A 14,812-nucleotide genomic window follows, 5' to 3' on the forward strand; every position below is an offset into this window, starting at 1 on the left:
AAAAAACCCCAACAAATGCTGGGGTTTTGTGACCTCGACTGGATTCAAACCAGTAACCTCTTGAGCCGTAATCAAGTGCGCTATTCAGTTGCGCCACGAGGCCTTTTTTATAAAGCGACTATTTGTCTTGCTTGCGGGTGCAAATATAGGCATAAATGTGTAATTTGCAAGCGTAAAAATGTAAAAAAATAAAAAAAAATGAACTTAAAAAATTACATCCGTGATATTCAGGGTTTTCCTAAAAAAGAAATTGTGTTTAAAGATATCACTCCGCTACTTTTAGATCCTCAGGCAACTCAAAAATGCCTTGAAGAACTAGTCAATGCTGTGAAAGATTTGCAAATATCAACCGTAATTGGTGTTGAAAGTAGGGGTTTCTTTTTCGGAACATTGCTGGCGCAACAATTAAATGTGGGTTTTGTTCCAGTTCGAAAGCCTAAAAAGTTGCCTTATGAAACAATTTCGGCTACGTACGCACTTGAATATGGCACCGATTCGTTAGAAATTCACATTGATGCTATCAAAAAAGGCGACCGCGTACTTATTCATGATGATGTTTTGGCTACTGGTGGGACTGCAGCAGCCGTATGTGAATTAGTAGAACGTTTAGGTGGAGTGGTGGTGCAGTGCAATTTTTTAATGGAGTTGTCCTTTTTAAATGGTCGCGATAAAATTAAAAACTACGACACTTTTGCGGTGCTAACGTATTAGCTCAGCGCACGCGAAGTTACATAATAGCGGTAGGCTAATAAAGCAAGTTGCCATTTTTTGGCTTTAGAGATGTCTGTTCCGCGTTTGGTGAAACTGGGTAACACTATTTTATTGATTTGAGCTAAAACTTTGTACATCTGTTATTTTTTTGAGGCAAAGGTATAAAAAAAGACAGTCTTGGGTTGAGACTGTCTTTTTATGGTATTACTTTTTATTTAACTTTTGACTAATTTTTTCATATTGTAATTCATATTCATTCATTTCCTTCTCAAAAATTTTCATTTCTTTTTCAAATACTTTCATTTCCTTATCGTAATCTTTTACAGCAGGATCAAGTTTTTTCATTTCCATTTCATAAAGTGCTAACTTACGTTCAAAGTCTTTTATTTTAGGTTCAATTTTTTTTAATTTTAGCTCATAGGTTGCCATTTCTTTTTCATATTTCTCCATAGCCTTTTTATTAAAGATGTTTGAGGGAACTTGCGGAACTTCAGGATAATCGGGTGCAATTGGCGCTTCCATTAAATTTTCATAAGGGTGATTTGGAGGGGTTGGAGGTGTTGGGGGAGTTAGTTCTGAAAGCTCCTCGTGAATACTATCTATATAATCTGAATCCTCTTCGGTTTCAGTTAAGTTATTTATAGATGCAACTGATTTTTTTTTCTTATTAATCTCTCCCGAGTAAATACGAACTTTTCCTTGTCCAATATTATTAAAATAACATTCAAATTTAATTTCTTGAATTGGTGTGTTTCCAGCTAATGTTATTGTACTTTTTTCACCGGACTCTTGTATAAGTTCAATATTTAAAGCAGTAATTTCATCATCTGAATTTCTTTTAATTCCTTTAACTTGGCAATTAATGTTAAAGTCTTTTTTTAGAGATTTAATGTCTTCTTTTATTTCTTCATCTGTTGAATATCGATTAATCGTATAATCAACATCAATTGGCTCTTTATTTTCAATTTGATTTTGTTCTTGCGCTAAAACTTTAATTTGAAACAAGAACACAAAGGCAACTAATGCTGGAACAATTACTACATATTTCCATGAATTCCATTTTTTTGATTGATTTTTGTTTAACATAACGATTCGTTTTTTGATTAATGATTGATAAAAATGATTGGTAATGGCAACACAATTTTCGTGTGTAGTTATTTTTAAGAGCGTGAATTGATACGCTTTTTTGTCGGATATTTTTTTAGTGGCTTCATTATCTGCGATGAATTCTAAATTTTGCAAGATTGCTTTTTTATACAACCAAGCAAAAGGATTGAACCAAAATACAACACAAAATAGTCTTGAAATTAATACGTCAACAGTATGGTTTTGCTCGCTGTGCACTTTTTCATGTTCCAAAATATCTTCTAATTCGGCTTTGCTGTACAAGGTAGAATTGTAAACTATAGTATTAAAAAAAGAGAAAGGCGCTATGTTTTCTGTGGTGTCAATGTATTTAAAATCGGCTTGATTTTTAAAGTGTTTTCCTTTTAATACACGGTATAAACTATACAAATCCAAAGCAAGTTTTAGTAGAAAAAGAAGTATTCCAATGGCGTATAGCATTCCAATAACTAAGTACCAATTGATTTCCGAAATATCCTTTTCAGAACTAGTAGATAATGGAATTTGGGACCAGTCAATTATGTTTGTGCTTGGTTCAACCCAAACAATTTTTGTAAAAGCCACCAATGGCAAAACAACCGAAGTGAATAAACCCAATACTAAAAACCATCGGTTACCAGTAAAAAAAGTTTCTTTTCGTAGTAAAAAATGATACGCTACAAAAAAAAGTGCTAATAAGCCGCTGGATTTTATGAGATATAAGTAAAGTGCTTCCATGCTGGTTTTAGTTTTTGGTTAGTTGGTTTTAAATAGCTTAGCTGTTTTGTTCTTGTTGCTCAATCATGTTTAAAATTTCACGCAATTCAGCTGCCGAAATTTTTTCTTCTTTTGCAAAATGGGAAACCATATTTTTATAGGAGCTATTAAAAAACGTGTCAATTGCGGTATGCATAAAACGCTTGCGGTATTCTTCAAGGCTCACCGTTGGGAAATACTGATGCGAATTGCCATAGGCGGTGTGCGATACATATCCTTTTTCTTCAAGATTGCGAACTATGGTTGATAATGTATTGTAATGCGGTTGGTCTTCGGTAATTTCATTCATAATGTCTTTCACGAAAGCTTTTTGTAGTTTCCAGACAATGTGCATGATTTCTTCTTCTTTGTTAGTTAGTTTTTGCATGATATTTTTATTTGATTCAAACGTACAACTATATTTCTAGTTTACAAACTATTTTTATAGTTATTTAACTAAAATTATAGTTTTTGTAATGGGTGGTATGTTTTTAAATAGTCTAAATATCTGTTATATATTGTTTTACTGTTTCAGGTTGGGCCGCGTGAGGGATAGGAGCAAACCGCCGCAGCGGTGTGGATAGCCCGACCGTAATCTAAAAAAGGGGCTTATTCAACGCTATGTTGATAAGCCCCTTTTTAGATTAGGGTCACGCCCAAATTATAAAATTATTTAGATCGTTTTTCCTGCTGAACTAGTTTTTGCAACCACATGCAACCTGCAACGGCAAAAATCCCAAGTGTTCCCATAATGAACCAATTTGCTTGATAACCCCAACTGTCAATAATTTCCAAACCTGTTTTTGAACTGGCAATATGCGCTAAGCTAAAACTCATGGTAAACAAAGCCATATAGCGGCCCTCATGACCTTTTGGTGCTCTACTAAGGGCAAAGGAATTGGAGAAGGGAAATATAAACATCTCGCCAAAAGTGATAAAAATAATACTAACCACTAAGATGCCAGCCCAAATATTAAGCAATAAAACGTAAAAACTAAGTGACATAAGTAAGGATCCCCAAAGGATTATCCTAAGTTTTTTGATATTTTTTCTTTGGCTAAAACTTACAATGGGCATTTCCAGAAAGAAAATTAAGAGACCATTTAGGGACAATAAAAGTCCGCTTTGAAACTCCGTTAATCCAAATTTTTCATTGTGATACAGCGGTAAAGTGGTGAAAAGTTGGAAAAATAAAACTGCAGTTATAAAGCATACAAAAAGAAAAATCCAAAATATTTTGTCTTTGAAAACTGATGCTGGAATCTCAGTTTCACTAGTGATGCTATTCAAATCGGATGGTTTTTTGCGTTCTTTTACGAGAAGTGTAAAAATTAAAATAGAAATGATACAAGAACTCCCATCAACCCAAAATAAGCCGCTATAGCCCATATTCATGATGATTAATCCTCCTAATGCTGGTCCTGCCGTAAAACCAAGGTTTACCGCAAGGCGCACTAATGTCAAGGCTCTGGTACGATTTTCAGGTTTTGCATAGGTAGCTAGTGAGACGTACATGGCGGGACGAAACATATCAGCAACGGTCATGATCACAAACATTCCGGCACACAATCCCCAAAATGTTCTTATATATTGTACCATAAAAAGCAATAGTCCGCTAGTGAATAAGCTGAATATCATAATTTTGTAAAACCCTATTTTGTCTGATAATTTACCTCCCAACCAAGAGCCAAGCATGGATCCAAAGCCAAAAGCTACCATAATCCAGCCCACTTGCGCGTAGGAGAAATGTAAATCCTCCTTTAAATATTTCGATAAAAAGGGAAGCACCATGGTTCCGGCACGATTAATAAAAGTAATTAAGGTAAGGATCCAAATTTCTCTGGTAAATCCTCTAAAATTATTGATGTAGCGTTGAAAAGCAGTTTGCAGCATAAAGTAGTTTTGTGAGTTACAAATTTACAATGTTTTTTAGGAGCTTTTTCCAGCTATTCGCTACAATCTTGTATTTTTTCTAAAGAAAAAAAATACAAGGATTTTCGCTGCTATCTGGGCTAAGGAATAGGCTTTTCATGACGTTTCTTGCTCCTTAATTTTCGTTGTGGTATTGTAACTTTTACACTATTTTTGCATAAAAATCAAACCATTGAAAACTGCACTGACCTTTTTTATTTGTTTACAACTCACTTTTGTTGTGGCACAAGAGTCCTATAATGCTAATGCGTTAACTCAGTTTCAACAAGAACTAAACGCGCAGTATTCAAACCCAGAAAAAAGTCCGCTCACGGCACAAGATCGAGCAGTTTTTAAATCTTTGGAATTTTTTCCTGCAAACCCAACTTATTTTGTGACTGCAAAATTAGTTAGAACACCTAGTGAGCAACCTTTTTTAATGAAAACATCAACCGATAGAAAACCAACGTACATTAAATACGGTGAAGTTTATTTTACTATGGATGGTCAAGAATTTAAGTTGAATGTATATCAAAATATGGAGTTGTCTAAAAAAAAGGAATACGTCAATTACTTATTTCTACCATTTTCGGATGTAACATCAGGTCATGAAAGTTACCTTGGCGGGCGATACATAGATTTACAAATACCTGAGGGTGATGTTATAACAATAGATTTTAATAAGGCATACAATCCGTATTGTGCGTATAATCCCGGTTATTCTTGTCCCTTAGTACCATTAGAAAATGATTTAAGTATAGCTATTAAGGCTGGTGTTAAAAAGTTTCATGACTAATGGAATTTTTCAATTTACATACGCATCACTTTACAAATCAATCTGGGATCCTAGAGTTGGTGAATCAATATCCTCATGAATTTGATGCGAAACTCCCTTTTTATTCTATCGGGATTCATCCTTGGTATATCACAGAAGAACGTGTTGAGGCTGATTTAAAAATCATTGAAACACAATTACAACAATCTAATTGTCTTGCAGTAGGCGAATGTGGCCTGGATAAACGCATTGAAATCCCGCTAGAATTGCAGCAAGTGGTTTTTGAAAAGCAATTGCTTTTAGCACAAAAATTCAATAAACCAGTTGTCATTCATTGTGTGGCTGCTTTTGATGAATTGATTGTCATTAAAAGAAAGCTCAACATCTCAGTTCCGATACTAATTCATGGATTTTCTAAAAATGCAATTGTAGCTAAGCAATTGTTAGAGCAGGGATTTTACCTTTCTTTTGGAAAATATTTATTGCGTAATCCAGCTTTAGAGTCGGTTTTTAAAAGCATTCCCCAAGAACGTTTTTTTCTAGAAACCGATACTGTTGCAGATGGGATAAAAGCCGTTTATGAACGTGCTGCCCAATACAAAGAAACCACAGTCGAAGAAATTCAAAAAATCATAAATAATAACTTTAGTACTGTTTTTGGAATTCAATTTTAATTGGATAGCATATAAACAATACACTTTTAAACATAAAAAAATGGCAGAATGGACAGAAAGAGCAGAACTTTTATTTAAAAAAGAAGGTTTGGCTAATTTACAAAATGCAAACGTATTAGTAGTAGGATTAGGAGGCGTAGGCTCATTTGCTGCTGAATTTTTGGCGAGAGCCGGAGTAGGCAAAATGACAATTGTAGATGGGGATGTGGTAGATATTACCAATATTAACAGACAATTGCCTGCTTTGCACTCTACAGTTGGACAACCAAAAATTATGATCGTTGGCGATAGATTGATGGATATTAACCCAGAATTGCAATTAACACGCGTGCAAGAATTTTTATCACCTGAGCGTGCTTTTGAGATTGTTACGGAGGAGTTTGATTATGTTTTGGATTGTATTGATAGTGTGACGCCAAAACTAAATTTAATCCTTGCAGCAAAACGCAAAAGAGTAAAAATCATAAGCAGCATGGGCGCTGGTGGAAAAATGGAAGCCTCCAAAGTAAAAGTGACTGATATTACGAATACTGTAAATTGCTTTTTTGCCAAAACAATTCGCAGACGCTTGAAAGAGCTAAAAATAGATAAATTAAAAGTTGTTTTCTCCTCTGAAATTCAAGACGAATCTAGTTTAAGAATGACCGATGGCTCTAATTTTAAAAAATCGTTTTACGGAACTAACAGCTATATGCCTGGTTTGTTTGGGTTGTATGCCGCTGAAACGGTGATTCGTTATTTGATTAAAAAATAGTAATGTCTTTTTTATGTCTGTATTCAATTATAATTAATTCATAACTAGTAATTCATAACTCATAATTTAAAATGATACAAACAGTAATTTTTGATATGGATGGCGTAATCGTAGATACAGAGCCGGTTCACCGCTACGCGTATTTCAAGCAATTTGAAGAGCTAAATATTGCTGTTACCGAGGAAATGTACACTTCATTTACAGGTTTTTCAACTAAAAATACATTCCAGAAATTAAAGGAACATTTTGATGTTGAAGCTGATGTTGAAACGTTAATTCAAAGGAAACGTTCCTTATTCAATGATGCTTTTGATCATAAAGAAGATTTAGAATTACTGAATGGTGTAGCGCATTTAATCAAAGATTTACATAGCAATGGTATACAATTGATTTTGGCGTCCTCAGCATCAAAAGTTACCATAGAACGCGTTTTTAACAGGTTTAAGTTACACCATTATTTTTCACATGTAGTTAGTGGCGAAGATTTTCCACAATCAAAACCACATCCTGCCATATTTGAACATGCAGCAAGCCTTTCTATTGCCCCAAAAGAGAATTGCATTGTTATCGAAGATAGTACTAATGGCATTAAAGCAGCAAAAGACGCTGGACTTTTATGTATAGGATATGACAGCGAACATTCTATAAATCAAGATTTATCTCTTGCAGATGTTGTTATTCATCATTTTATGGAGCTTGACGCTACCATTGTGAGTAAAATGGATTCTAAATTAAGGAATAATTAACATTTAAGAAGTGCTGAATTTGTAAATTTGAATCTCATAAAATAAAAAACCATGAAAAAAATGATTATCGCGCTAGCCCTTTTTGTGGCTGGTTTTAGTGCCGAAGCACAATTAAGAACTCCTCAATCTAGTCCTAAAACTACTATAAATCAAGTGGTAGGATTAACTGATGTTGAAATTACTTACTCAAGACCAAGTGCAAAAGGTAGAGTTGTTTTTGGAAATTTAATTCCGTTTGGTAAACTTTGGAGAACAGGTGCTAATGAAAATACCATAGTTTCGTTTAGTGATGATGTAGTAATTGATGGTAAAACATTAAAAAAAGGGAAATATTCATTATTTACTATTCCAAAAATTGAAAGTTGGGATGTTATTTTCTATAAAACGATTGACAATTGGGGAAATCCTGAGGAGTGGAAAGAAGAAAATGTGGCCTTAAAAACATCGGTTAAGCCAGAAACATTAAACAAAAGCGTAGAGACTTTTACAATAGGAGTGAGCGGTTTAGACAATAATTATGCTTTTCTAGAAATGTATTGGGAAAACTCTTATGCTGCAGTAAAGTTTGAAGTGCCTACTCAGCAAAAAGCAACAGCTAATATTGAAAAAGTTTTAGCTGGTCCATCTGCTGGGGATTATTTCTCTGCAGCTCAATTTTTGTTTCAATCTAATGGAGATGCTAACAAAGCATTGGCTCATGTTAACAAAGCATTAGACATGACAAAAGAAAAACCTTTTTGGTACAACAGATTAAAATCTTTGATTCAAGCAAAATTAGGCGATAAAAAAGGTGCTGTTGAAACTGCAAAAGCTTCTTTAGCAGCAGCAGAAATTGCAAAAAATCAAGATTATGTAAAAATGAATAAAGATAGTATTGCAGAGTGGAGTAAAAGCTAAAAAGCAAAACAAAATATTTTAAATCCCGAATTACCATGGTAGTTCGGGATTTTTTTTAGGTGATAATCTTGGATTATGGGATTTTCAATAAGCTCCTTTCTTATTAAATAATCTGTTTATATTTTATTGCTCAACTTCATGTATTCAAGTTGAAAATTTGATAAAATCCATAATAGTAGTACTAAACTAAAATTTGCTGGCTCTCACTTTTATATTTATTATAGGAACGAATATTAAATAAAAAATCTTATTCAGGTTTTAAAACTATAAAACAAGAATAAGATTTTTATCAAGAATAAGCACAGTATTTAGTGCGCTACTTCTTTTTGGGATTTTCTAAAAATTGTAAACTGAAACAGCAATGAAATCATTATAGTTAGCATGGCGCCAATAAAATTCAGCCATAAATAGCCTAATTTTTCCTGCCCGCTAGGATAGACATAAATAGCATAGTAAAAAATAATAAAAATGGTGAGTTGGCTTAGCACTGCGCTATAAAAAATAGCTTTTGATTGTACTTTCTGGATGTAAAAACCAACCAAAAATATCCCTAAAACTGTTCCGTAAAATATTGATCCAATGATGTTTACGAGTTGTATTAAGTTTTCAAAAAGGGTCCCTACACAGGCAAATAGAATGGCAATTACTCCCCATAAAAGCGTAAAAAACTTGGTTGCATACAAATAATGTTTATCTGATTTTTCACCTTTTACATTTCTTTTATAAATATCGATTGCTGTTGTAGATGCTAAGGCATTAAGTCCTGAGGCAGTTGATGACATGGCTGCCGATATAATTACAGCCAATAATAACCCAATAAGACCTTTGGGCAAATAATTAAGAATAAAATGAAAAAACACATAATCTTTATCGTTAGTTTCGCTAGTACCATCTGCTTTTAGAATGATTTCTTTGGCTTTGTCTCTTAAATCTTTTTCTTTATTAGATAATGCAACCAATTCTTTTCTCAATATAGGATTGTCATAATCTTGGTTAAGCTGATCAATATACAGTAAGTTGATTACTTTTTTATCTTCAGAAAGATCATTCAATTTTTGCTCTAATGCGTTATACTCTCCTTTATAAACTGATTTTTCAATCAATGTTTTATTGTTTGGATTAAAATTTAAAGGCACCGGATTAAACTGAAAAAAGACAAAAACCATGACACCTGTAAGTAATATGAAAAACTGCATTGGAACTTTTAAAAGTCCGTTCATGATAAGCCCCATTTGACTCTCTCTGACAGATTTTCCTGACAAGTACCGACCTACTTGGGATTGATCTGTTCCAAAATAGGCTAAAGCCAAGAAAAAACCGCCTGTAATTCCACTCCAAAATGTATACTTTTCTTCGGGATCAAAGGAGAAATTGACAATATCCATTTTATCATTGGCACCCGCAATATGAAGTGCACTAGTAAAGGTCATGTCATTAGGTAAATAATAAAGGATTAGAAAAAATGTGATAAACATTCCAGACATGATTACAAACATTTGCTGTTTTTGAGTCACATTAACCGCTTTTGTTCCTCCGGAAAACGTGTAAATAATCACTAAAACCCCAATGACAATATTCATGTAGGTGAGGTTCCAACCCAATATGGCTGATAAAATAATGGCAGGTGCATAAATGGTAAGACCCGTTCCAAGGCCCCTTTGAAATAAAAATAAGATTGCAGCTAGTGAACGTGTTTTTAAATCAAATCTTTTTTCAAGATATTCATAAGCAGTGTACACTTTATACTTGTGGTACAACGGAATAAAGGTTACACAAATTATAACCATGGCAATAGGCAAACCAAAATAGAACTGCACAAAACCCATTCCGTCATGATAAGCCTGACCAGGTGTAGATAAAAAAGTAATTGCACTTGCTTGAGTTGCCATTACCGATAGTCCTACGACATACCACGGAGTTTCGTTATTACCAAGTATAAAATCTTCAACGTTTTTACTTCCTTTTGTTTTCCAAGCTCCGTAAACAACAATAAAAAGTAATGTAACAATTAGTATAATCCAGTCAAATAATTGCATAGTTTAAGAGTATAATTTCATAATAAGACAAAAAATGGCAATGTATATGGCATTTGCCACCAATACCCATGTGTAATTTTTTTTCCAAGTTTTTTGTTTCGGTGGTTCCATAGTTATGAATTAAAGCTTGTTGTTTTGAACTGAAATAGTTTGTGATGGCTTCAAAGAAATGATATTCGAAATTAATTTATACGCTCCTGTAACACCTTCTGGAAGCTCTCTAAAAAAGCTTAAACCTGTGTAAACATAGTGACCTTTACCGTAAGGTGCTATGAGTAACGCACCATTTTTTGGGGTTTCTCCTTTGTCATTTGATGAAAAAATAGGAGTAAAGGCCGGATCAAATTCATTTGGGTAATATAATCCTTGCTCTTGTTTCCAGCCTTTAAAATCTTGTGCCGTTATTGTATTAGGATAATTCATGACGGGATGATTTGGATCCAAAAATCGTATTTCTGCATCCTCTTCGGTAACACGATCACGAGATAATTTTATAGGATAAGGTGCTATGTCATTGGTCACTAAATCACCTGCAGTATTGTATTGAACAATCATTGTTTTTCCATTTTTTATAAAATCAAAAAGGATTGCTTGTTTGTTAACCAATGCGTTTATGGTATTGTAAGCTCTAACTCCTGTCATTACTACATCAAAGTTTTCTAACTTTTCTGGAGTGATATCTTCAGCTTTAAGCAAAGTAACTTTATAGCCTAATTGGGATAAACTATTTGGCACCTCATCACCTGCACCCATGATATAAGCAATTTTTTCTTCATTAGTTTTTAAATCGGTTTTGATACATTTAGCCGAAGCTGTTTGTAGTACTTGCTGTTTCGTAATATGGTCGTAAGAAATGATAATTTGTTCTTTATCAAATCTTTTATTGTCAATAATTGCAACACTTTTAGCTATTGTTTCCTCGGCTTTTTTTGGAGCTGTAACATCAAAATAAAAAATTTGCTCCATTCCCTTTTTTTCAAATGAAAACGGAATGTTTTGAGGTGTTACTGTCCAGTTTTTTGGAAGTTCAAGCTGTAAATTTCCTTTAATATTATCTTTACCAGCTTTAATTTTAACACCTACTTGTTTAGTTTTTGTGTCTTTAAAAAGCAAAACCTTATTTGTAATTGCAGTAGTTACCTCTGGAACAATATCAAGGTAATTGTAAACTTCACCTTTTACGTCATCATTATATTTGTAAACAATGGTACGCTCATATGGAATTTCAATTCCGTTGATTCGAATATTAAATTCTACTTTCGCTTCTCTTAAAATGTCAGGAACGCCTCTTTCATTTTGGTCGTTTACGGTATACATTCCGGTTGTACCCGCATCTTGCAACCAATATGGTTGTGTATAATTTAGGTTTTCAGGAAGTTTAAAATCAAGATTTATTATTTTCAGTACATTATTTTTTAAATCTTGATTTTGACTAGAAATGGTATTATTTGGCAATGTTTGTACACTAATCAATTCCATGGGAATGGCACTTCTATTGATTGCTTCAAGTTTTAATTTTAGAGTACTACCGGGAGTTGCCTCTTGGTTTTGGGCAACTGCCTCTAGGTATAAACCGGCACAAGCGGCAATGATTTCTTTTACTGCGGCTGCTTTTACTGGTGTCCATTGATTAGGCTCTAAGGCTTGCATCATGGTGTAGGCTTTCGCCAAATTTGGAATACTTGCCGAAGGGTTTTTGTGATCAAATTCTTTTGCTATGATTGCTAGTAGTTCGCCAATAGGAGCGCCTCCTTTTACACGATTCCATGAGGTATCAATACCTTCAAAAAGTGTTTTTTTATCCAATAAAGGATCTCCATTTATGAATTCTAGATATTCAGTCTCTTCGCCGCGTGCACCTGTACTACCAAAACCTTGCGATTGATGGCGACTGCGACTCAAAGCAGCAATTTCTTGGTTTGATTTTCCTAAATTACTGTAATAGGTTCCTGTTTGAAGGCTAATTAAATTGGTTTTATCAGCAGCATTGAATTTTTCTATGGAACCGTAAAACCACCACGAAGTATTAAAAAATTGTCTTTTAGTTTGCCAAGGCTTTACAAATTGTAATTGATCGGGAAAAACAGTCGGATCATTAGCCATTTTAAAACTTTCAACGCTTAGCATGGCTGATGCGGTGTGATGTCCGTGTGTAGTTCCTGGAGATCTATGATCAAAGCGATTTACAATTACATCTGGTTGGAATTTTCGAATGGCCCAAATTACATCAGCCAATACTTTTTCTTTTTCCCAAATGGATAAAGTTTCCGTTGGATTTTTTGAAAAACCAAAATCATTAGCTCTTGAGAAAAATTGCTCTCCGCCATCTATTTTCCTAGCTTCTATAAGTTCTTGTGTTCGAATAACACCCAGTAATTCTCGTAACTGTGTACCAATTAAATTTTGACCACCATCTCCTCTGGTTAAAGAGAGATAAGCTGTACGTGCTTTTTGATCATTGGCAAGAAAAGAAATAAGTCTCGTATTCTCATCGTCAGGGTGAGCAGCTATGTATAATACTGAGCCTAAAAAATTGAGTTTTTCAATTTGATTGTAAATTTCAACTGAATTAAGTTTTTGAGGTTGTTGTGCATTTGTGATTTGCAAACAAATTAGCAATACAATACTGATTAAGTAGCTTTTTTTATACATTATCTAAATATATTATTCCTTTAACTCCAAATGTAGGGATTAAATATTTTTTACAAAATTTTTTAACGTTCGATACTGTTTATAAAATCTTTTAAACAACCAAAGGGAGAAAAACAACTAATGTCTTTCTCCCTTTTTTATGTGCTAATGCTTAATCTCTATCACGGCCTCGATCATCATCTCTGTCGTGTCTTTTATTTTTGTAATATTTACGATCATCATGGCGGTCATTATCTCTACGATTTCTATGATCTCCAGGATTACTAGGTCTCTCGTTTAAGTACACTCTTCTATCTACATGATAAACAACATTTCTAGGTTCATTACCTCTATATCCCCTATAATATTTTACTCTATGTGTTCTAAAATGATTGTAAGGACTTGGACCATGGTAATCGTTAAGAACTACTTTACACCCTGTGTTTAAATTGTAATTTCTGTATTGGTTGGGTAAAAACCTTGCACGAATCCATCGTCCATGATCAAAATAAATGAATCGGGTAGCTCTTACATCATAATACGCTTCTACGTCTGGAAGGTAGTAATACTCCGCATTTACATTTCCTACATGTCCCCAAGAAGGAGCTCTACCGATATTTACATTTACAGATATTTGTGCTTGTATTGAACTTGAAACTAATAAAATAATTCCAGCAACTATTAATTTGATCGTTTTCATATTATCCTATTTTAGTAATTTATTAAAAAATTGTTTTATTATCACTAACAACAATTTTCAACAACTGTGCCAAAACAGATTAAGTAACATTTACTTAAGAAAAAGTAAAATACATAAAAAAAATAAGTTAATATTTAAGTATTTGATTATTAAATATTTATATTTATTTTTTACCTTTCCCATGACCATTATTTCCTTTGTCTTTTTTATTGTTTCCGTGATTTCCCGGCTCGCTTTTGTAATTTTTATTGGCTTTGATTGAACTTGAATTATTCACTTTGTAAACTCCAATATTTTTTTGAGGTTTACCTTTGTACCCTTTATAATATTTTATTTTGTGTGTTTTAAAATTAGCGTAAGGAGTTTTACCACGATAATCATTCAACACTACCTTGTATCCATTATATAAGTTATAGCTTCGATATTGATTGGGTAAATTTCTAGATCTGATCCATCGACCATTACCTAAAAAAATAAATACTGTTGCTCTAACGTCATAATACGCTTCAATATCTGGTAAATAATAATAGTCTACTGCTGAATATCCTGATGGTCCCCAAGCTGGAGGTGTACCGATATTTACATTTACAGATACTTGTGCTTGTGTGGAGAAAGAATATGTCATAAACAATATTCCTATTAAAAGGATTTGGATTGTTTTCATTTGATAAATTTTTATAGAATTAGTGTTAAAATGTATGATGCCAAGAAAAAAAATGAGGAAACGATGATTCGTTTCCTCATAAGTCTTGATCCTTTTTAATTTATAACAACAATATAAGTAAAAGCACAATGATAATTATTGCCCCTACAGATAAATAGACACCATTCCCCGTAGATTTTAATTCTGTTTTTATAGCACGAACTTCTTTTCTCAGCTCTTTTTTTTCTGTACGACTCATTTGTGATTTGTCCATTGCTTTTATCTCTTCAAGACGATTCAATAAAACTTTAACTTCTGCTGGGACTTCTTTTGGAGTAGAAGAAATTGTAGTTGGATTTTTTTCAGCGGCAAATACTTGTGTTGGTAGTACACTTAATGACAACACCATCATCATTAAGTAGAAGGTAACTTTTTTCATTATTATTGGTTTTAAAAGTGATTATTATGTTAACA

Annotated in this window: 15 protein-coding genes and 1 tRNA gene; 6 read left to right on the forward strand and 10 right to left on the reverse strand. The window is 33.4% G+C overall.

The features are described 5' to 3' along the window. Window positions 1-29 precede the first annotated feature (29 nt). Window positions 30-103 (reverse strand) — tRNA-Arg (locus LQ189_RS06325). A gap of 95 nt (window positions 104-198) precedes the next feature. Between LQ189_RS06325 and LQ189_RS06330 the strand changes: the two genes are divergently transcribed. Further along, window positions 199-711, forward strand: a complete 513-nt coding sequence (locus tag LQ189_RS06330) for an adenine phosphoribosyltransferase (protein WP_230155122.1) — start codon at window positions 199-201, stop codon at window positions 709-711. On the opposite strand, the gene LQ189_RS06335 is transcribed toward LQ189_RS06330, so the two are convergent. The 4 genes from LQ189_RS06335 to LQ189_RS06350 form a co-directional block, all read right to left on the reverse strand. After that, on the reverse strand, window positions 708-848 hold the full coding sequence (locus tag LQ189_RS06335) for an SsrA-binding protein (RefSeq protein ID WP_230155123.1): 141 nt from the start codon (window positions 846-848) through the stop codon (window positions 708-710). The two genes, LQ189_RS06330 and LQ189_RS06335, sit on opposite strands and share 4 nt — an antisense overlap. A gap of 67 nt (window positions 849-915) precedes the next feature. Continuing rightward, on the reverse strand, window positions 916-2,553 hold the full coding sequence (locus LQ189_RS06340) for a M56 family metallopeptidase (protein WP_230155124.1): 1,638 nt from the start codon (window positions 2,551-2,553) through the stop codon (window positions 916-918). 37 nt (window positions 2,554-2,590) lie between these two features. After that, window positions 2,591-2,959 (reverse strand): BlaI/MecI/CopY family transcriptional regulator, encoded by a 369-nt coding sequence (locus LQ189_RS06345; protein ID WP_230155128.1) that lies wholly within the window; start codon window positions 2,957-2,959, stop codon window positions 2,591-2,593. Window positions 2,960-3,240: 281 nt separating this feature from the next. After that, the gene (locus LQ189_RS06350) at window positions 3,241-4,464 is read right to left on the reverse strand and encodes an MFS transporter (RefSeq protein WP_230155130.1); all 1,224 of its coding nucleotides are present in this window, start codon (window positions 4,462-4,464) and stop codon (window positions 3,241-3,243) included. A gap of 211 nt (window positions 4,465-4,675) precedes the next feature. On the opposite strand from LQ189_RS06350, the gene LQ189_RS06355 reads away from it, so the two are divergent. The 5 genes from LQ189_RS06355 to LQ189_RS06375 all read left to right on the forward strand — a co-directional run bounded on the left by LQ189_RS06355 (window position 4,676) and on the right by LQ189_RS06375 (window position 8,328). Further along, on the forward strand, window positions 4,676-5,278 hold the full coding sequence (locus LQ189_RS06355) for a DUF1684 domain-containing protein (protein ID WP_230155132.1): 603 nt from the start codon (window positions 4,676-4,678) through the stop codon (window positions 5,276-5,278). After that, window positions 5,278-5,931 carry a TatD family hydrolase gene (locus LQ189_RS06360; protein WP_230155134.1) on the forward strand — a complete coding sequence of 218 codons (654 nt, stop codon included), beginning with the start codon at window positions 5,278-5,280 and terminating at the stop codon, window positions 5,929-5,931. The genes LQ189_RS06355 and LQ189_RS06360 overlap by 1 nt, the downstream gene beginning before the upstream one ends. A gap of 40 nt (window positions 5,932-5,971) precedes the next feature. Beyond that, complete coding sequence (locus LQ189_RS06365) at window positions 5,972-6,685, forward strand: ThiF family adenylyltransferase (RefSeq protein ID WP_230155136.1); 714 nt, start codon at window positions 5,972-5,974, stop codon at window positions 6,683-6,685. A 71-nt stretch (window positions 6,686-6,756) separates the two neighbouring features. Further along, complete coding sequence (locus tag LQ189_RS06370) at window positions 6,757-7,431, forward strand: HAD family phosphatase (protein WP_230155138.1); 675 nt, start codon at window positions 6,757-6,759, stop codon at window positions 7,429-7,431. Between the two features lie 51 nt (window positions 7,432-7,482). After that, window positions 7,483-8,328 (forward strand): DUF2911 domain-containing protein, encoded by an 846-nt coding sequence (locus LQ189_RS06375; protein ID WP_230155140.1) that lies wholly within the window; start codon window positions 7,483-7,485, stop codon window positions 8,326-8,328. Window positions 8,329-8,636: 308 nt separating this feature from the next. On the opposite strand, the gene LQ189_RS06380 is transcribed toward LQ189_RS06375, so the two are convergent. The 5 genes from LQ189_RS06380 to LQ189_RS06400 form a co-directional block, all read right to left on the reverse strand. Next, on the reverse strand, window positions 8,637-10,364 hold the full coding sequence (locus LQ189_RS06380) for a sodium:solute symporter (protein WP_086454585.1): 1,728 nt from the start codon (window positions 10,362-10,364) through the stop codon (window positions 8,637-8,639). Between the two features lie 120 nt (window positions 10,365-10,484). After that, complete coding sequence (locus LQ189_RS06385; protein ID WP_230155142.1) at window positions 10,485-13,016, reverse strand: PIG-L family deacetylase; 2,532 nt, start codon at window positions 13,014-13,016, stop codon at window positions 10,485-10,487. 151 nt (window positions 13,017-13,167) lie between these two features. Continuing rightward, window positions 13,168-13,695: a hypothetical protein gene (locus LQ189_RS06390; RefSeq protein WP_230155143.1), complete on the reverse strand. Its 528-nt coding sequence runs from the start codon at window positions 13,693-13,695 to the stop codon at window positions 13,168-13,170. Between the two features lie 163 nt (window positions 13,696-13,858). Further along, complete coding sequence (locus LQ189_RS06395) at window positions 13,859-14,359, reverse strand: hypothetical protein (RefSeq protein ID WP_230155144.1); 501 nt, start codon at window positions 14,357-14,359, stop codon at window positions 13,859-13,861. A 100-nt stretch (window positions 14,360-14,459) separates the two neighbouring features. Beyond that, window positions 14,460-14,777: a hypothetical protein gene (locus LQ189_RS06400; RefSeq protein ID WP_230155145.1), complete on the reverse strand. Its 318-nt coding sequence runs from the start codon at window positions 14,775-14,777 to the stop codon at window positions 14,460-14,462. Window positions 14,778-14,812: the final 35 nt, after the last annotated feature.

This window comes from Flavobacterium sp. CECT 9288, assembly GCF_918731615.1.
Lineage (GTDB): Bacteria > Bacteroidota > Bacteroidia > Flavobacteriales > Flavobacteriaceae > Flavobacterium.